At 62.5% G+C, this 16,963-nt stretch carries 14 protein-coding genes and 1 pseudogene; 7 read left to right on the forward strand and 8 right to left on the reverse strand.

Translation table 11 applies throughout. The features are described from left to right. Positions 1 to 37 precede the first annotated feature (37 nt). Positions 38 to 3,781, forward strand: coding sequence for a DUF2339 domain-containing protein (locus FQV39_RS30100; RefSeq protein ID WP_149134166.1), 3,744 nt, complete (start codon positions 38 to 40; stop codon positions 3,779 to 3,781). Positions 3,782 to 4,528: 747 nt separating this feature from the next. On the opposite strand, the gene FQV39_RS34180 is transcribed toward FQV39_RS30100, so the two are convergent. Together FQV39_RS34180 and FQV39_RS30105 are read right to left on the reverse strand one after the other, a co-directional pair. Further along, positions 4,529 to 4,660: a hypothetical protein gene (locus tag FQV39_RS34180; protein ID WP_282570354.1), complete on the reverse strand. Its 132-nt coding sequence runs from the start codon at positions 4,658 to 4,660 to the stop codon at positions 4,529 to 4,531. Between the two features lie 71 nt (positions 4,661 to 4,731). Then, positions 4,732 to 5,421, reverse strand: coding sequence for a Crp/Fnr family transcriptional regulator (locus tag FQV39_RS30105; RefSeq protein ID WP_149134167.1), 690 nt, complete (start codon positions 5,419 to 5,421; stop codon positions 4,732 to 4,734). A 282-nt stretch (positions 5,422 to 5,703) separates the two neighbouring features. On the opposite strand from FQV39_RS30105, the gene FQV39_RS30110 reads away from it, so the two are divergent. The 4 genes from FQV39_RS30110 to FQV39_RS30125 are packed head-to-tail and all read left to right on the forward strand — an operon-like array spanning position 5,704 to position 9,119. After that, the gene (locus FQV39_RS30110; protein ID WP_149134168.1) at positions 5,704 to 6,414 is read left to right on the forward strand and encodes a porin family protein; all 711 of its coding nucleotides are present in this window, start codon (positions 5,704 to 5,706) and stop codon (positions 6,412 to 6,414) included. Positions 6,415 to 6,433: 19 nt separating this feature from the next. Beyond that, the gene (locus tag FQV39_RS30115; protein ID WP_149134169.1) at positions 6,434 to 6,628 is read left to right on the forward strand and encodes a hypothetical protein; all 195 of its coding nucleotides are present in this window, start codon (positions 6,434 to 6,436) and stop codon (positions 6,626 to 6,628) included. Between the two features lie 6 nt (positions 6,629 to 6,634). Continuing rightward, complete coding sequence (locus FQV39_RS30120; protein WP_149134170.1) at positions 6,635 to 8,071, forward strand: DUF1254 domain-containing protein; 1,437 nt, start codon at positions 6,635 to 6,637, stop codon at positions 8,069 to 8,071. A 16-nt stretch (positions 8,072 to 8,087) separates the two neighbouring features. Continuing rightward, entirely contained in the window at positions 8,088 to 9,119 is a 1,032-nt protein-coding gene (locus FQV39_RS30125) for a DUF1254 domain-containing protein (RefSeq protein WP_149134171.1), read from the forward strand. A 382-nt stretch (positions 9,120 to 9,501) separates the two neighbouring features. Here FQV39_RS30125 and FQV39_RS30130 read toward each other — a convergent pair. Together FQV39_RS30130 and FQV39_RS30135 are read right to left on the reverse strand one after the other, a co-directional pair. Further along, positions 9,502 to 11,117: pseudogene (locus FQV39_RS30130) on the reverse strand (GMC family oxidoreductase). Positions 11,118 to 11,180: 63 nt separating this feature from the next. Next, positions 11,181 to 11,981, reverse strand: a complete 801-nt coding sequence (locus tag FQV39_RS30135) for an alpha/beta fold hydrolase (protein ID WP_149134172.1) — start codon at positions 11,979 to 11,981, stop codon at positions 11,181 to 11,183. A gap of 145 nt (positions 11,982 to 12,126) precedes the next feature. On the opposite strand from FQV39_RS30135, the gene FQV39_RS30140 reads away from it, so the two are divergent. Further along, positions 12,127 to 12,624 carry a MarR family winged helix-turn-helix transcriptional regulator gene (locus tag FQV39_RS30140; RefSeq protein WP_149134461.1) on the forward strand — a complete coding sequence of 166 codons (498 nt, stop codon included), beginning with the start codon at positions 12,127 to 12,129 and terminating at the stop codon, positions 12,622 to 12,624. A 7-nt stretch (positions 12,625 to 12,631) separates the two neighbouring features. On the opposite strand, the gene FQV39_RS30145 is transcribed toward FQV39_RS30140, so the two are convergent. Continuing rightward, positions 12,632 to 13,411: an SDR family oxidoreductase gene (locus FQV39_RS30145; RefSeq protein ID WP_149134173.1), complete on the reverse strand. Its 780-nt coding sequence runs from the start codon at positions 13,409 to 13,411 to the stop codon at positions 12,632 to 12,634. Continuing rightward, the gene (locus tag FQV39_RS30150; RefSeq protein ID WP_248313550.1) at positions 13,408 to 13,740 is read right to left on the reverse strand and encodes a nuclear transport factor 2 family protein; all 333 of its coding nucleotides are present in this window, start codon (positions 13,738 to 13,740) and stop codon (positions 13,408 to 13,410) included. Before FQV39_RS30150 ends, FQV39_RS30145 begins: the two co-directional genes overlap by 4 nt. 155 nt (positions 13,741 to 13,895) lie before the next feature. Between FQV39_RS30150 and FQV39_RS30155 the strand changes: the two genes are divergently transcribed. After that, the gene (locus FQV39_RS30155; RefSeq protein WP_149134174.1) at positions 13,896 to 14,813 is read left to right on the forward strand and encodes a LysR family transcriptional regulator; all 918 of its coding nucleotides are present in this window, start codon (positions 13,896 to 13,898) and stop codon (positions 14,811 to 14,813) included. 132 nt (positions 14,814 to 14,945) lie between these two features. On the opposite strand, the gene FQV39_RS30160 is transcribed toward FQV39_RS30155, so the two are convergent. Together FQV39_RS30160 and FQV39_RS30165 are read right to left on the reverse strand one after the other, a co-directional pair. After that, positions 14,946 to 15,440 (reverse strand): hypothetical protein, encoded by a 495-nt coding sequence (locus tag FQV39_RS30160; RefSeq protein ID WP_149134175.1) that lies wholly within the window; start codon positions 15,438 to 15,440, stop codon positions 14,946 to 14,948. A 470-nt stretch (positions 15,441 to 15,910) separates the two neighbouring features. Then, a complete protein-coding gene (locus FQV39_RS30165; protein ID WP_149134176.1) occupies positions 15,911 to 16,939 on the reverse strand; it encodes an IS110 family RNA-guided transposase in 1,029 nt (342 codons plus the stop codon). Positions 16,940 to 16,963: the final 24 nt, after the last annotated feature.

Raw genomic sequence — 16,963 nt, forward strand, 5'->3', positions numbered from 1 at the left:
GTATGCAGTTACGACTGCCGGAGGCCGATTAATCGTCATGGAATGGGTGATTTTCGGCATCCTCGCCGGACTGTTCTTCTTCATCGTCGTTCCCTGGGCCGCCTTCGCAGCCTCTGGGCGCAGCAGGCAAGCACTGGAACAAGTCGGGAAACTCCATTCCGAAATCGCGTGGCTTCGAAGCGAACTGGCGACCCTCAAGGCGAGCGGCATAACCGCCACTAGCGGCGCAACCCAAAACTCCGCGCCAATCGAAGAAACCGAGGAGCAACCCCCGACCATTACGGAGCAGGCTCAAATACCGGCGCCGCCGGTGCCTCCTCCCCCATTGCCAATCGACGTTGCAGCAGACGAGCCGCCAATACCTGCCCTGGTCATCGCCGAGACCGATGAACCTGAGACCCGGACCCCTATCTCGGTTGCGGCCAGAATTTCGCACGAAGGCGAAGACATCATTGCGAACCCTCCGCCGCCACCTCCATTTACCGATCAATTTGCGCAGGACGAAAATGCCGAGACCGCTCGCGTCTCACGCCCAGACATCGAGGAAACAATCGGATCCCGCTGGGCAGTCTGGATCGGTGGCATCGCTCTCGCCTTCGGCGGCCTATTCCTGATCCGGTACTCGATCGAGGCCGGTATGTTCGGCCCGGGCGTGCGCCTGCTGATGGGAGCAACCTTCGCCGTACTCCTCGCCGCCGCCAGCGAATATCTGCGGCGCACCGAAGCCCCCCTACCCTTCCAGGTTCCCTCCAATGCCCTCACCGCTAACATCCCGGCGATACTCGCCGGTGTTAGTGTTCTTGCGGGCTTTGGCGTCGTCTTCGCAGCTCACGCGATTTATGGGTTTATCGGCCCGACCCCAGCCTTCGTGCTCATGGCGTTGATCGGGCTCGCTGCGCTCGGAGCTTCTGTCATTCATGGACCGGCTCTCGGCCTATTCGGCCTGATCGGCTCCTATGCAACACCGCTTCTGATCAGCAGCACCGCGCCGGCGTTTGCCTCGCTATCGCTCTTCATCACCTTTGTGACGGCGACTGCCTTCCTGCTCCACATCCGTCGCCCGAGCACCTTGCTCACCCTGGCAGCGGTCTCGGGACACGCCGCGTGGACCGCGCTGATTGCATTCGCAATGCAAGGGCTCTTTTGGCCTTCGTTCCTGCTAATTGCAGGTGCCACCCTCGCTCTCCTGCTGATCAAGGAAATCCCTTCTATCAAGGGTCGACAGGATAGGCCTTGGTCGATCGCTGGCTTTGACCTCACGAGCATCATTGCCATAGCTGTTCCCGTCATCCTCGCCGGGGTGCTCTGGGTTGGATTCGGTGGACCCACACCGCTCAACGTCGCGATCATCTTCACCGTCGCCATAGGTGTCATCGCCGCAGCCCGTCATCAGGACCTGGCGCCGCTCGCTCCACTCAGCGCGGCCGGATCTGTTGGCATGATCCTGCTCTGGCCGACACAGCAAGGGCCAATAGGTCTCTCGCCGGCGACCGTGGTTGACCTCATCAGGCTAACGCTCGCGCCCAATGCTGCGCCCGGACTGAATCTCACCGCCGCCGCCTTCGGCTTGATCGCCGGCGCAATTCCGTTCGCTATCCTGATCAAGCGCAGATGGTCTGGCGCCGGCGGCTACATCGTCCGCGGATGCCTCGCCTTCTCTTCCGCCCTCGCTCTGGTCTGTCTGCTACTGGCTACCGCCCTGCGCACCAACGGCTTCGAACGATCGCTTGGTTTTGCGGGCCTTGCCACGCTGCTAACTGCAGTCCTGTTCGTGGCTTCGGAGCTCCTGCTTACGGTTGAGAAAGCGAACACCAAGTCGCGTCGAAATCCGCTCGCGCTTATCGCATCCTCTGCCTACGCGGCAGCGGGCGCTATCGCGCTCGGTATGGCGGTCGCCTTCGCCCTTCGCGAAACCTGGCTCGCAGTCGGCTTCTCAATTTCCGCAGCGGGCCTCGCACTTCTTGCAAAGAGCCGTCCTATTCCGCTGCTGCGCACCATGTCCGCCAGCTTGGCGACGGCTGCTATCGCTCGGTGGATTTGGCAACCAATCCTGTCTGACATGGGATCCTGGCCAATCCTCAACTGGCTTATCCCCGCCTATGCCCTACCTGCACTTTGCTTCGCAGTCGGTGCTATCGCGCTGCGGGGGAGGCAGGATCGTCCGCGCATCATCCACCAGGCGCTCGCTGCATTCTTCGGAGCGGCATTCATCCTGCTGCAGGTGCACCAGGCCTTCGTTGGGCCCAACCTCGCTCCAAGCGTCGCTTGGGTTGCCGGCCATTACCTCACTCCCAGGAACTGGCTCTTCGAGGACGTTGCCTGCCTGACGATCGCACTCGGTTTCCTGTGCGGCGTTTTCCAACTCCTCGGCCGCGCCCCGGATCGTGCTACCTTCCGGATCGCTGCGATAGCCGCGGCCGCGCTCATGATCCTTCTCGCCGTTGGCGGTTTGGGCGGCCTGTTCAACCCGCTCTTCGATGGCACTGCGGTCAATGGTTGGCCCATCCTGAATCGGCTTCTCTGGTACGTCGCTGCCGGCGCCGTCCTAGGCAGTATCGGCTACAGACTATCTGCCGATCACCGCTCGCCAATCGCCGACGCTATCAGCTCTTGCGCGGTCTTCCTGGTCTCGCTCGGTGCTGTCCTCATGGTGAGACAAGCGTTCGCAGGGCCGAGACTGGTCCCGGTCGACGCCAATTCCGTCGGCTATTTCGAAGCGATCATGATCACGATCGTCCTTCTTGCGCTCACGGTCGCCGCGCACCTCTGGAATGACATTGGCCGTGGCGCGGTAGCGCGCTTCGCCGTCCTCATTCTGGGCTTCCTTGCGGTCGCTTGGGCCGCCCTAACCATCGGCCTCGCGCGAAATCCATTCCTCGACGGCAGCGGCGTCTTCGGGCCCGTCATCTTCAATCGCATCCTCTGGGGATATGGTGCCATCGCCGTCGCATTCGCAGCTGCGTCATGGTGGCTCAAAGACCAGCTACCGCAGCTCAAGCGTGGATTCAGCACCGCTTCCAAGGCGGCCGCGCTCATGGGAGCATTCCTGCTGATCCGGCACGGGTTCCATGGTGCCTACCTGGTATCCGACGTCCCGATTACCCTCGCTGAATCTGGCGTTTATGCTTCGCTCGGATTGCTGGCCGCCATCGGCCTCATGATCGCCGGCTCCATCACCCTAAATCGAACCGAGGTTCAGATTAATCCGTATCACGTCGCGATTGCATCGTGCGGCCTCTTCGCAGTCCTCGCATTTGTCGCGAGCCCCATTGCGACCGATGAGCCGCTCGCCGGAATTCTGGTGCTCGACAACGCGCTAATCGGATACCTAATGCCATCTGCGCTCGCGTTTATTGCTGCGCGATGGACGCGTGCGTACCGGCCTAGCCCCGCCATTGAGCGCACCTTCGGCCTCACGGCCATTGTCGGCACTCTCACATACGTACTCGTTGAGGTGCGACGCGCTTTCGTCGGACCGAATCTCGTCGGGCCCGACATCGGGGCGAGCGAGCTTTACGCGTACTCGGCTGCTATCCTAGTCTTCGGCGTCGCCCTGCTCGCCCTCGGATTCAAGCTTCGTTCGCGGGATCTGCGCCTTGCTTCGCTGGGCGTGGTGACCATCGCAATCAGCAAGGCCTTCCTCGTCGATATGTCAGGCCTCGAAGGCTTGTTGCGTGCCCTCTCCTTCATCGGACTCGGGGGCTGCCTCGTTGCAATCGGATTAGCGTATCAACGGCTCCTGCGAAAAGAGATTGCCACGACGGAGAAACTCGCAAACTAGTCCGTGACCCAATAATCCGGAACGTGGGGTTGGGTCGGGGCTGTCGTCTAATCGCAGCTCGAAGATCAAGCCTTTTTTCGGACTGGGATGAGCTTCTCCGGGAGCACCGTCGTCTTCGCGGTCGACATGAAGGCGCCGCCGTGCGTATCGCCTTGGGATGAGCCATGCTCGCCGCCTGCGGTCTGCCACGACAAGCTGCATCCAAACAGGCAGTCCTCCAGGCACCGCATGGACCTTCAGATGGTCCGCAAATGCGGCACGCGCCTCGGCGCAAATGCTAACGCTAGGGGACGTGCGGTTCGGGAGGCACCACGCGGCCTATGACGGCCAGATGCTTGTCGCTGCGGTTCATGACTAGGACGACAATTGTTGTACCGTCTTCGCACTCCAACGTTAGCCTGTGGCAAAATGCGCCGTCGTCGAATGTCGAAGTGTCCAGAAAGAGGTGACCTGCTCGTCTGTCGTCGTAATCACTGCCAAACTGGAAAACGACCTCAACTCTTTGCCCACCGCAAAGGTTCAACCAGCCCTTTCCCCTGATCATTGCTTGTCTCCGCTGAGACAATTCCTCTCAATTTTTTGCCCTTCAGGTCCCTTTGGCAAGGGAATTACCAGCGCCTGCCGGAGTATATCCGCTTACCAAAAGTGCCGGTTGCGGCACCCTTCCTTGTCATGGTCCAGCTCGCCTCAGCGCGGCAATGGCTTCGCCCTTATGAGTTCAACGGCCTGATTAGCCAGCCTCCTGGCTCACCACGTGAAGCCGAGGCGACGCCCTAGCGGCAGCAGCACGACGACCAGAAAGGATTGGCCCGCCGCATTGGCCATGAGGGCGAGGAACAATGCGACCTGCGCCATGCTGGGTCGGGATGGTGGCATCATGTCCTCGAAACGGGATATCCAAGACAACCGCAGCGCCCGCTGCCCGGCGTGGGACAACGGATGTTTGCGACTCAATCGGTACCGTCTCCCTCGGCGAAGCGGCGGAGCGCTGCCGGATCGGTGATGTGGATGGAGCGGTAGGTGTTGGTCAGCCAACCTGCCTCGGAGAAGCGCTTGATGGCGGCGTTGACCTGCTTGCGCGAGGCGTTGGCCATGACACCGACCTCGCTCTGGGTCAGCGGGATCGGTGTCTCACCGATCCAGGTCGTGCGCTGAAGCACCGAGGCGATCCGCCGGTCTGCCTCGGACTTTTGCAGATCGTGGATCACGCGGAACAGGAACTCGACAGTCATCATCAGCATGAGCGCGACATGGTGCACCACCGCCGGATCGCGTGCGGCCATCTGATCCATCGCATCGAGGGGGAGATGCAGCATCGTCGTTTCGACGACGGCCCTGAGTTCGGCCCTCCGTGGCTTCCGTGTGAGAAAGCAGCCTTCGCCGGTCCAATGCCCCGGAACCCCCAGAAGGATCAGGCGCGGCGTCGCGCCGGCCGGAGCAAGGCTGGCGCTGACGGTGCCCGCCACAAGCCCGTAAACCCCGCCTGCGGGATCGTCGAGGCGAAACACCGTCTCGCCCGGAGCGAAGTGCAGCAAGACCGAGCGCCGCAGCACCTCGGTCCGGAACGCCTCGGGCAATAGCGGCAGCCAGCCGCGCTCGCTCATGATCTGCTCGGCGCGAGCCCTGCTGACTGGCCCCATAAAAAAGCTCCGACTTTGTCCGATTCCGGACAAATACGCCTTCCGAGGCGCTTATACCAGCAGCCGCAGAACCGCTGGCTCATTGTTCTTGGGCTTACCCAAGGCGAGCGCCGTTCGACGACTGACGCGTGACAAGATTGCATCGGATGCGGTGAAGCGGTCCGCAGCTTTGGGAGTAGAGATGACGTGCACTCCGCCATGAAGCCGGTTTGCCGGAGCACACTAATTGCTGTCAGCCTATTCGTCGGCCTGCCGACCAACGCCGCGGACCTTCCGCCTGCCATGAGCGCTCCGCCTTCCCTTATTCAATCCGTTGGCCCGAGCTTCTCCTTCACCGGCTATGGCTGGGCCTCGGCGCTGCACGGGCGTGCCTCGACACTGCCGCCGCTGCCCGCAGCCAAGGTCGATCTCAGCTTCGGCGATATCCTGAAGGACTTGAACGGCGGGCTAATGGGCGTTGCCGAGATGCGGCTCGGCAACTGGGGCTTCATCGCGGACGCCATGTTCAGCCAGGTGACCTCGGGCGCGACGCTCCCCGGGCCGTACTTCTCCAGCCTGAAACTGCGCTCGCAGACGCTCACGCTGCAAGCTTCCATGCTGTATCGGCTTTACAGCGACGCCACCTTCGACCTCGATCTCGGCGCGGGGCTGCGCTTCTGGAATCTCGACAACCGCTTGACGATCGGCCCGGGCGCGCTGAATCTCTCCATCAAACATTCCGAAGCCGAGAGCTGGCTCGATCCAGTGGTGGCCGCCCGGTTGATCGCTCGGATCGGCGGGCCATGGAGCGTGACCCTGAGCGGAGATATCGGGGGCTTCGACGCGGGCTCGCGGTTGACCTGGCAGGCGCTCGGGGCCGTGAACTACCGCTGGAGCGAGGACTGGACGCTCCACGCCGGCTATAGAGCCCTGCATGTCGACTACCGCAAGGGCCGCTTCCTCTACGACACGACCATGCACGGCCCCATCCTGGCCGCGACCTATCGGTTCTGACGGAGCGCCGGAAAAGCTCATGTCCATGCTCGACCTCTTCACCTGGCTCGTCCTGATCGTGCTGCTGTTCAGTTCCATCGCCGTCATGGTCCTGGCCGCCATGCCGCCCGGCATGATCGCGCGGCATGGTCGCGCGGCGGCGCAATACTCCGGCGGATTGCGATCCTCAACGGCGTTCCCCCTTCTGAGCCGTTCAGGCCTCCAGCCAGGATAAATCAACATGGCAAGCTCCTTCTCCATCGACAGACGGGCGCTTCTCGCGTCGCTCGCGAGCATCGGTGCGGGCACCTCGCTCGGCCCGATCTCTAGCCCTTCGGCCGCCGGGGCGGCTGAAGCGGATAGGCTGCGCGCGATCGCCAAGGAAGCGACGATCTGGGGCTTCCCGCTCGTCGACAATTACCGCATCCAGTATTCGTATTTTGCGGATCGCGGCGGCTCCGAATTCAAGGCGCCCTGGAACGTGATCGCCAACACGGCGCGCGTCTACACGCCCGAAGACAAGGCGATCCAGACGCCGAACTCGGACACGCCCTATTCCTATATCGGCGCCGACCTGCGCACCGAGCCGCTGGTGATCTCCGTGCCTGCCGTGGAGGCTGGTCGCTACTACTCGCTCCAGTTCATCGATCAGTACACCTTCAACTTCGCCTATGTCGGCAGCCGCGCCACCGGCAACGAAGCCGGCAGCTTCCTGCTCGCCGGGCCGGGCTGGAAGGGGCGCAAGCCCCCGGGGGTGAAGAGCGTTATCCGCTGCGAAACTGATTTCGCCTTCGTGCTCTACCGGACCCAGCTCTTCGAGCCGGCCGACATCGAGAAGGTCAAAGCGATCCAGGCGGGCTACAAGGTGCAGCCCCTCTCGCAATTCCTCGGCAAGGCGGCGCCGGCAGCCGCGCCCGCCATCGAATTTCCCCGGCCGCTCTCGGCCGAGCAGCAGCGCAGCTCTGCCGAGTTCTTCCAGATCCTGAATTTCGTCCTGCAATTCTGCCCGACACACGCGTCCGAACGGGGCTTGCTTCGGCGCCTCGCGCATCTCGGCGTCGGATCAGGCAAAGCTCTGGATATCGCCAAGCTCGCGCCCGAGCGGCGCAAGGCGCTGGAGGACGGCATCGCCGATGCCTGGAAGGCCTTCACCGCCTTCAAGGCCAGCGAACTCGACACCGGCAAGCGCACGGCGGCAGAGGGCTTCGGAACGCGGAGCTTCCTGAAGAACGACTACATGATCCGCATGGCCTCGGCCGCGCTGGGAATCTACGGAAATTCGAAGGAGGAGGCGCTCTACCCCTTCTATTACACGGATTCCGCCGGCAAGCCGCTGAACGGCAAGGACGGGCGCTATACGCTGCGGTTCGATCCGAAGAGCACGTTCCCGGTCAACGCCTTCTGGTCGCTTACTGTCTACGAGTTGCCGCAGAGCCTGCTCTCGGCGAATGCGCTCAACCGCTACCTCATCAACTCGCCGATGCTGCCCTCACTGAAGCGGGACCCGGACGGGTTGGTGACGCTCTATCTCCAGCACGAATCTCCGGGACCGGAGCGTGAGGCGAACTGGCTACCCGTTCCCGCCGGACCGTTCTGGACGACGCTGCGGCTCTACTGGCCCAAGCCCGAGGCATTGAACGGTCGCTGGAAGCAGCCGCCGCTCGTTCGTGCCGCCTGATAGAAAGGAAGCGACCATGAGAAAGACATTCGCACTGCTGGCAGCGGCCGCCATCGCCGCAAGCTGGTCAGCCCAGGCGCAGGCGCCCCAGTCCAAGCCGGTCCCCGTCACGGTCGAGAACTTCCCGCGTGCCGAGTCGGACCTCTATTTCGCCGGCATCGTCAGGAACGGCGGCTTCGGCAAGTTCGATCATACGCGGGAACCCGCGCCGCTCGACAAGCAGACCGTCATCCGCCTCAACCGCGACACCCTCTACTCGTCCGCCGTGTTTGACCTCGATGCCGGGCCGGTCACGATCACGGTCCCCGATGCGGGCCGGCGCTTCATCTCGATGCAGGTGTTCGACGAGGATCAGTACACCCATCGGGTCGCCTATAAGCCGGGCCCCTATACCCTGACGCGCGAGAGCGTCGGCACGCGCTACGTCGCCGTGGCGTTCCGCACGCTGGCCGATCCGGCGGACAAGGACGACATGAAGCAGGCCCATGCGGTGCAGGACGCGATCAAGGTGGAGCAGCCTGGCGGGCCGGGCAAGTTCGAGATCCCGGCCTGGGACCAGGCCAGCCAGAAGAAGGTCCGCGACCTGCTGATAGCGCTCAGCGATACGCTGCCGGACAAGAACCGGATGTTCGGCACGCGCGCGGAGGTCGACCCAGTCCGCTTCCTGCTCGGCGCGGCCTCGGGCTGGGGCGGAAACCCCGACAAGGAGGCCGTCTACCTCAATGTCGTCCCCGAGAAGAACAACGGCAGGACGGTCTACGGCCTGAAGGTTCCGGCGAGCGTGCCGGTCGACGCCTTCTGGTCGGTCAGCCTCTACAACAAGGACGGGTTCTTCGAGAAGAACGAACTCGGCGCCTATTCGCTCAACAGCATCACCGCGAAGAGGGGCGCCGACGGCGGCGTCGACATCCAGTTAGGCGGCTGCGACGGCGCGCTCCCCAATTGCCTGCCGATCATGGAGGGCTGGAACTACATGGTCCGCCTCTACCGACCCCGAGCGGAAGTCCTGAACGGTACCTGGACCTTCCCGGCCGCCGCGGCGAAGTAGGAAGCGGTCTGGCATAGCCGGTGCCGGGGCAGCGGCTTGTTCGGTAGATCGCTGAGGCGGCACGACGAGATAAGGCGCCGCCGACTGTGAACCTGCAATTGAGGTCGGCACTCCGATCGGATTGCGTAGCAGTCTGATCGGCGTGCGCTCCGGTCCCTAGACACTATATTCCGAGATCTGGAAATGGGAGAATCCCTTCGTAAAGAACGTCCGGTTTCTGGCGAGCTCTCAACGTCCGCAAATGGCGCAGCGCCGCCAGCTAACCGGGAACGGCCATGACAATGCGCCGGCGAGTACGGAGATAGATATCTCTGCGGCCTCACGCGGCGAGTCTGAAGCGCGGCCGGCGCGCTTCAGCACGTATCATCAGTACATCAGGGAATTATAGCCCGTACTGCCGTCGCATTATCTCGGCAGCCCGCTCGCCGACGACGGCGCACGGCGCCATCGTGTTGCCCGTCGTGACACGCGGCAGCACCGAGCCATCGGCAATCCGCAGGCCGATGATTCCATGCACCGCCAGCTTGCCATCGACGACCGACATGTCGTCCGATCCCATCTTCGCGGTGCCGCACTGATGCCAGTAGGTAACCGCCGCATCGCGGATGAACGCGTCGTCGATCGGCCGACCGGCCCCGGGGATGCGTTCGACACTGACGAACGGCTGAAAGGCGTCGCTGCTGCCAAGCTCCCGACAAAGCCTCACGCAGGCCCGAGCCGCCTCAAGGTCGCGCGGATCCGACAACATGTTGGCATCGACCACAGGCATGTCGTCTGGATCGGCAGACTTCAGACGAATCCGGCCACGACTGTGAGGCTGGGCAAGTCCCGCGAACATCGTCCAGCCATGGCTTGGCACGCCCCTTTGGGCCGTCCGCTCGCTCGGGACCGGGAACTCCACCTGGCAGAAGAGAAGATCGGGCTCCGTCAGGTCCGGCCGGCTTTTCCAATACAGGGTGGCCTCGCTGCCGCTGTTGCGTGGCGGAATCGGCTCACGGTATTCCCATGTGCAGCCGAACGAGACGTGATCCTGTAGATTGCGGCCGACGCCGGGAAGATGCTGGACGACCGGGATGCCGAATCGTGACAGCTCCTCACGATCGCCTACCCCTGACACCATCAGCAACTTCGGCGTATTGATCGCACCGGTCGAGATCACGACCTCCATGCTTGCCTTTACGGCCGTGATTGTGCCGGCGCGCTCGATCTCTACACCTGTGGCGCGGCGCCCTCGAACAGGACGCGCCTAACGACCGTCTCGGCGAGGATCGTCAGGTTCGGACGATCGGCGATCGGCCGGACATAGGCCCGATACAGGGAATGCCGCCGTCCTTCCCGAACCAGCATGTCAGTGTAGGCAACCCCGCCCACGCCTTCCATCATCTCGCCGTTGGGATGATCGAAGCGGGGGATGCCGAGGCCTTCCGCTGCATCCAGCAGGGCGCCGGCGATGGGGCTCGGGTCTTTCGCGGGCTGGACCCAGACCGGACCGGTCGTGCCCCGGTATCTCGGATCCGGCTTACCCTGCCAGTTCTCGATCCGACGATAGATGTCGAGAACCGAACCATAATTCCAGCCGGGATCGCCCGTCGCTGCCGCGAAATGGTCCCAGTCCCTGCGGTGGCCGCGTGCCCATACCATGACGTTGACACTGGAGCCGCCGCCGAGGCCCCTACCCATCGACATCGAGAGGGCCCGGCCGTCGAGATGGGGATTGGGCTCAGCCTGGAATCCCCAATCGCGATCAGTACCGAGATTGGTAGGCCACAGGGCGGGATCAAGGACGGACTCAGCGTCGTCATCGGGACCTGCCTCAATCAGCAACACCTCGCACGCGGGATTCTCGGCCAGGCGGCGCGCGATCACTGATCCCGCCGAACCGGCACCGCAAATGATGAAGTCGTAAGTGGCCTTGAGGTTGGCTTTGCGCTCCGCCTGGTTTTCACGCGCGCGCTTTTCCAGGCCCCCGGCATCGCCGGGGGCAGAGTTGTCAGTCATCGGTTGCTCTTTCGATTTCGGCACTAGGCCGTTTAGGGAGCCGCGCGGTACGCGGCGGGCCGACTACTTCGCTGCAGCAGCGGCCTGGCGAGCGGCCTGGTCGATCACATCAGCGACGACCTTGGGCTGGGTCATGAACAGCGCATGACTGGCCGAGACCTTGGTGACCTTGGCGCCGATGCGCTTCGCCATGTGGTCCAGCATCGCCTGATCGAAGGCCTTGTCCTCGCTGGCAATCACGGCCCAGCTCGGCTTGGTCCGCCAGGCCGCGTTCTTCAGCTTGGTTCCGAAGGCCGACAGGTTGATCGGCACCTGCGAGTCCCGCATGAAGGCGACGTCCGGTTCGGCAACGTCATGGGCGAAGCCGGCCTTGAACTTGTCGCGATCCACGAAGGCGAAGCCATCTTGCGTCTTGTCGAGAACGAACTCCGTCGCCGGCGCGAAACCCTCGTATTGCTGGGCAGTGGTTTCGCCGGCATCAGGGGACAGGGCCGAGACATAGACCAGGCCGGTGACCTTGGGATCAACGCCGGCTTCCGTGATGACGCTGCCACCCCAGGAATGTCCGACGAGGATTGTGGGCCCGTCCTGCCTGTCGAGCGCTCGCTTGGTCGCAGCGACGTCGTCTTCGAGCGAGGTCAGCGGGTTCTGGACTATCGTCACGCGGTAGCCGCGAGCCGTCAGCAGGTCATAGACGCCCCGCCAACCCGTTCCATCGGCGAAAGCGCCGTGGACCAAGACGACATTCTTTGCGGGCTGCGCGGCGCGCGGCTGCGGGGTGTTCGCAGGCTGCGCGAGGGCAGCCTGTGCGAGAGTGCCGATAGCAGCTGCGGCGACCAGGACGTTGCGAATCGGCTTGCTCATGAGATTTCTCCTTAGGTTTGTTTGCTACGGTAATTGTTATCGCGATATATAAATTACTGTTCTTCGCCACGCTTGTCAATCGAAACATTATCGCGATATATGTTTTTGGGATCACGGTCCTGTGACCGCGACGAAGGGGCTGCTGATGACCAAGGGCACGACCACTCCTCCAATGCCTCTGGAGGACCAGCTTTGCTTCTCGATTTACTCAGCGGAGATCGCGATCCAGCGGGCCTATAAACCTTTGCTCGATGGCCTTGGGCTTACCTACCCGCAGTATCTCGTGCTCAACGTCCTGTGGCGCGAAGATGCCCAGACCGTTGGCGGTATCGCTCACCAGCTTGCTCTGGAGTCCAGCACGCTGACGCCGCTCCTCAAGAGGATGGAAGCAGCGGGCCTGCTGCGCCGCACCCGCAATCCCGAAAACGAGCGCCAGGTCATCATCGCGCTCACCCCGGACGGTGACCGCCTTCGCTTTCGAGCCGGCTGCCTGAACGACAACCTCCTTTTGGCGTCGGGACAGACCCCCGAGCACCTCGCCGAGCTCAATCGCCTGGTCCGGCAACTTCGAGATGCGATCTACGGCCATACCGGCGTCTTGGAAGGGGCAGAGACACCGCCGGTCACTGCCCCCGAGAGCTGAACCCGGCCTAGACTGTCGGCACGGTCCCGCCATCGATGACATATTCGGTCCCGGTGATGCTTCCCGCTCGGTCCGAAGCTACGAATGCGATCAGGCTTGCAACTTCGTCGGGTTCGGCCGGCCGGCCGATCGGAATGCCTCCGAGCGCAGTCATTATCATCTTCTTGGCAGTCTCAATATCGACGCCATGGTCCCCGGAAAGGCGCTCTGCAAAAGCGATGGAGCCCTCCGTGGCAATCCATCCTGGCGAGACACTGACGACCCGAACCGCCTTGGGCGAAACCAGCTTCGAGAGGCTCTTGCTGTAGGACGCGAGCGCGGCCTTCGCCGCGGCATAGCCGATCGTCGATTCCGGCAGCGACATGACGCGCTGAATCGAGGTGACGTGGATGACGACGCCGCTGCCTTGCGCCGTCATCGCCGGCACCAGCGCGCGATCGAGACGAGTGGCTGGCATCAGGTTCAAGTCGAGCTCCTTGCGCCATTCCTCGTCGGTGAGCGCCTCATACCCTCCCGCCGGCGCCGAAGAGCCGCCCAGCATGTGCACGATGATGTCGACGCCGCCCAAGCGCTCCCGAACGGCATCGGCCAGTTGTGCACAGCCCTCCGGCGTCGTGAGATCGGCGCCCACGAACATCTCGGCCGGCATATCCGCTGGTTTCGACCGGGCGTTGGTCAGAACCTTGGCGCCCAACTCTCTGAAGAGCTTGACCGTTGCCGCGCCAGCGCCACGTGTGCCGGACGTCACGAGAGCCCGCTTGCCCTCAAAGCTGATGAACGGGGTCATAGCGTGACCTCCAGCTCACCGATCTTGTCCCCTTCGAGACGGAAGAAGAAACGCAGGTCGATCGGGCTGCCCGGGAAGTTGCCTTCGACGTGGCAGGTCACGACAGTGCGGCCACGATCATGGGCGACCGAGATCGGGGTCGACTTAGCGGTGTATTTCTTCGAGTAGTCCACTTTCCACTGACGAATCTCGTTCCGTCCAGTGTGGACCTTGTTTTCATCCCGAACGGTAGCGTTTTCCGAAAAGCAATCGGCCATCGCCTCAGGATCGGGATCGAGATCCGCAGTGAAATACCGCGCTATCGGCGTAGAAAGTTCAAGGGACATCATTATCCTCATCAATTGATGAAGTCGGTAGAATTGGCCGTCGGCTGATCTATTCAGATTTTGCCTCGGCAGTTGCTTCCACGGACATCAACTTAGCGATGGACAACGGGGTTGATAATCGGGATAAAATGGGATGAAACATCACGAAATTCGGGACAATGATCGGCCACAACCTCATCGAACTGGACGCCGTGATGGCGGTTGCGCGTCGGAAGTCTTTCCGAGCAGCGGCCGTTGAGCTGCAGGTTTCCACGACGGCCCTGAGCAACCTGATCGCGAAGTTTGAGAAGCAGCTTGGCGTCCGCCTGTTCAATCGGACGACCCGGAGCGTTTCGCTCACCGATGCAGGTCGGAACTTCGTCGAACAGATCGGACCTGCTCTCGTCGACATACACAGCGCTATGGACAGCGCGATGTCTCAACAGGAGACGGCTTCCGGGACCATCAGGATCAATGCCTTCCCAACGGCCGCGCGCGAAATTCTCGCGCCCGTCATTCTGGAGTATCTGCGACGCTACCCGCAGGTCCACATCGACCTGGTCACTGAAGGCCGCTTGGTTGATGTGGTGGCCGATGGCTTTGATCTTGGCGTGAGAAGCGCGGACTTTGTCCCGAGCGATATGATCGCAATCCCGATCGGCCCTAGCAGATCATATGTGGTCGTGGCTTCGCCTGATTATTTTGAGAACCACGACACTCCTCGCGTGCCGCTGGACCTCCTCAACCACACGTGCATCCGCATCAGGTTGCCCGACGGCGGCATCTACAAATGGCATTTCGAGAAAGATGGCCAGCCGGTCCAGATCGACGTCAAAGGCCCGATCACATTGGATGAGGCCAGCCTCTCGCGAATTGCCGTTCTCAGCGGGATCGGCATCGGCTTCTTCATGGAATCGGACGTCCGAGAAGACATTGCAGCCGGCCGCCTGATCCGCGTCCTAGGGGACTGGATGAAGCCCGCGGCGCCACTGTGTCTCTACTATCCCGGCCGGAAGAACCCTTCCGCAGCCTTCAAAACCTTCATAAATCTCGCTCGCGAATTCACCTCAGCTGTCAATGATATCGTGAACCGGTGATCCATTCTGATGCTCCGAGCGCATCGCCACGTGGGCCATGCGCTAGGCGAGAGAACGTCACACCCCGCAAGCCCGTGAACTTTCGGCGCCTGTCTTCTTCGTGGACGCGCTAACCGTGCGCTTCGAGAAGGGCTAGATCAATCTATCGACGCCCGACGTGGCCGCCTTACGGTCTACAATGCTACCGTCAGGGGAATAGAAGTATTTGGCGCTTTTCGCGATTTGGTCGGAATTGACGCCATTCTCGGTCAGCTCCTTCCAAAGCGCGGTTTTGGTCATGTCGATCATCGGATTGCGCAGCTCCGCATCTTGCTCATGTCGAGCGGTAATCGCGTCGATGAGCTTCTGCTGATCGGCGGATGGGGCTGGCACATAGCCCCGCTCATTCGCTGGGATCATCATCTGAAATGCGGGGTAATCGCCCGAAGTGTCCTGCCGGGCCCGATAGGCGACCAGGTCGTCCTTGAACTGCTTAATTTCGGCGTCCGAAGCCGGCGCTTGCGACTGACCAGGTTCTGATGGTGCCTTAGTGCCAGGTGGAGCTTTCGCTCCAATGCGTTGCGCGGCACCAAGATCATAAGCGGGCCTGTCGGGAAGATAGGCTGAGCCGAAACCGAGAACGTTCATTTCCTACCCCCATGCTACTCTCACAGTACGGATCAGCAATCGCCGTGCCGTCAGAAAGTCCGAAATGGACGGCAATTCTCGGCATTCTGGGTAACGACGCAGTCTTCGAGGCTGGCCGACCGCGGCAGATTTTGCTTTGCGGTCGGCAGTATCTGCCGCCTCTAAGTTTAAGCCGCGCCAACACAAATGTCCGCTTCTCGGCTGGAGCCCAACTTCAGCTTCTCTAATCGGGCATGAGGGTCAAGCTCTGGTTTGATCTGCGCTGGCCTTATCGTTCACGCGGGTCACGCTTCTCTTCGCAGTCTGATGGCTCCTTCCAAGCGGAGCCGCTGCACGCATGCATGGGATCAGGGTCTGGCGAGCCTCGCTTTTGGTCGCGCTCGGAGCGCAGCAGAAGTTTGCGGCTTCATCCATCCCGTCGTCCGCGTGGGACGATCCGGCCGGGATCGGTTCGTTAGTTTCGAGTTAGCTCATGCCACAGCCTCCGATCCCAGGCGGAAGTCGGTGCCATCGACCCACATGCGATGGAGGACGACGGCGATCTTGCGGGCGACGGCGACGACAGCGCGCCGGCGGCCCTTGGCCTTCATCAGGCGAACCCCCCAGGCCTTGAGGCTCGACCAGGTGATTGAGCGCATCAGCATGGCGTTCGCGGCGGCGTAGAGGGTGGCGCGCATGTCGGCGTCGCCGGCGTGGGAGATGCGGTCCGGGTTGTCGGTCTCGCCGGACTGGAAGCGCCTGAGCGTAAGCCCAAAATGGGCGCCGACCGTGCGGGAGCTCTTGAAGCGGGCGGGATCGTCCACCGCAGCCTTGAAGCTGAGGGCGGTGATCTCGCCGACGCCCGGCACGGTCATGAAGCGCCGGCAGATGGCGTGGTCGCGGGCGACCCGCTTCACGCGCCGATCGAGCTCGAGGAAGGTCTCCAAGAGCATCTGACGCGCCTGCAGCATCGGCAGGAGCGCATGGCTGAGCGCTGGATCGCTCTCGATCATGTCGCGAACGGCGAGGTCGAAGGCGCCGCGGGACAGGCGCATCGGCAGCTTGACGCCAAAGACCTTCAACAGGCCGCGGATCTCATTCTCCAGGTCGATGCACTTGCGCTGCATGACCTTGCGGCTGGTCAGCAGCGCGCGGGTGTGATGGCTCTCGACGCTTTTTACGTGCACTCGGCTGTACCAGCCCGACCGAAGGATCTGGGCAATGCCGCGGGCGTCGTGCTTGTCGGTCTTGTTGCGCATGGCCGACAGTGCGGCATTGACCTGGCGCGCTTCAATGCAGACGACCTCAAAGCCGGCCTCGGTCAGGCCATAGGTCAGGTGCTGCGTGAGCGTGCCCGCCTCAAGACCGACCTGGTGGATCGGCTCGCCGAATTCCCGAAGGCAGCGGACCAGGTCCGGGACCTCGGATGGGATCGACCTCTCGAGCCTGACCTTGCCGTCCTGGTCGATGATGCAGACCGCCACTGACCGCAGCGACACATCCAACGCAGTGTAGAACATCGTCCTCTCCCTTCGTCTCGGCTG

It is taken from the genome of Bosea sp. F3-2 (genome assembly GCF_008253865.1).
In the GTDB taxonomy this organism is placed as follows: Bacteria; Pseudomonadota; Alphaproteobacteria; order Rhizobiales; family Beijerinckiaceae; genus Allobosea.

Coding starts and splice junctions, on each gene's coding strand:
- FQV39_RS30100 (WP_149134166.1), top strand. CDS start 38: ATGGAATGGGTGATTTTCGGCATCCTCGCCGGACTGTTCTTCTTCATC.
- FQV39_RS34180 (WP_282570354.1), bottom strand. CDS start 4,660: ATGATGCCACCATCCCGACCCAGCATGGCGCAGGTCGCATTGTTCCTC.
- FQV39_RS30105 (WP_149134167.1), bottom strand. CDS start 5,421: ATGGGGCCAGTCAGCAGGGCTCGCGCCGAGCAGATCATGAGCGAGCGC.
- FQV39_RS30110 (WP_149134168.1), top strand. CDS start 5,704: ATGAGCGCTCCGCCTTCCCTTATTCAATCCGTTGGCCCGAGCTTCTCC.
- FQV39_RS30115 (WP_149134169.1), top strand. CDS start 6,434: ATGTCCATGCTCGACCTCTTCACCTGGCTCGTCCTGATCGTGCTGCTG.
- FQV39_RS30120 (WP_149134170.1), top strand. CDS start 6,635: ATGGCAAGCTCCTTCTCCATCGACAGACGGGCGCTTCTCGCGTCGCTC.
- FQV39_RS30125 (WP_149134171.1), top strand. CDS start 8,088: ATGAGAAAGACATTCGCACTGCTGGCAGCGGCCGCCATCGCCGCAAGC.
- FQV39_RS30135 (WP_149134172.1), bottom strand. CDS start 11,981: ATGAGCAAGCCGATTCGCAACGTCCTGGTCGCCGCAGCTGCTATCGGC.
- FQV39_RS30140 (WP_149134461.1), top strand. CDS start 12,127: ATGACCAAGGGCACGACCACTCCTCCAATGCCTCTGGAGGACCAGCTT.
- FQV39_RS30145 (WP_149134173.1), bottom strand. CDS start 13,411: ATGACCCCGTTCATCAGCTTTGAGGGCAAGCGGGCTCTCGTGACGTCC.
- FQV39_RS30150 (WP_248313550.1), bottom strand. CDS start 13,740: ATGATGTCCCTTGAACTTTCTACGCCGATAGCGCGGTATTTCACTGCG.
- FQV39_RS30155 (WP_149134174.1), top strand. CDS start 13,896: ATGATCGGCCACAACCTCATCGAACTGGACGCCGTGATGGCGGTTGCG.
- FQV39_RS30160 (WP_149134175.1), bottom strand. CDS start 15,440: ATGAACGTTCTCGGTTTCGGCTCAGCCTATCTTCCCGACAGGCCCGCT.
- FQV39_RS30165 (WP_149134176.1), bottom strand. CDS start 16,939: ATGTTCTACACTGCGTTGGATGTGTCGCTGCGGTCAGTGGCGGTCTGC.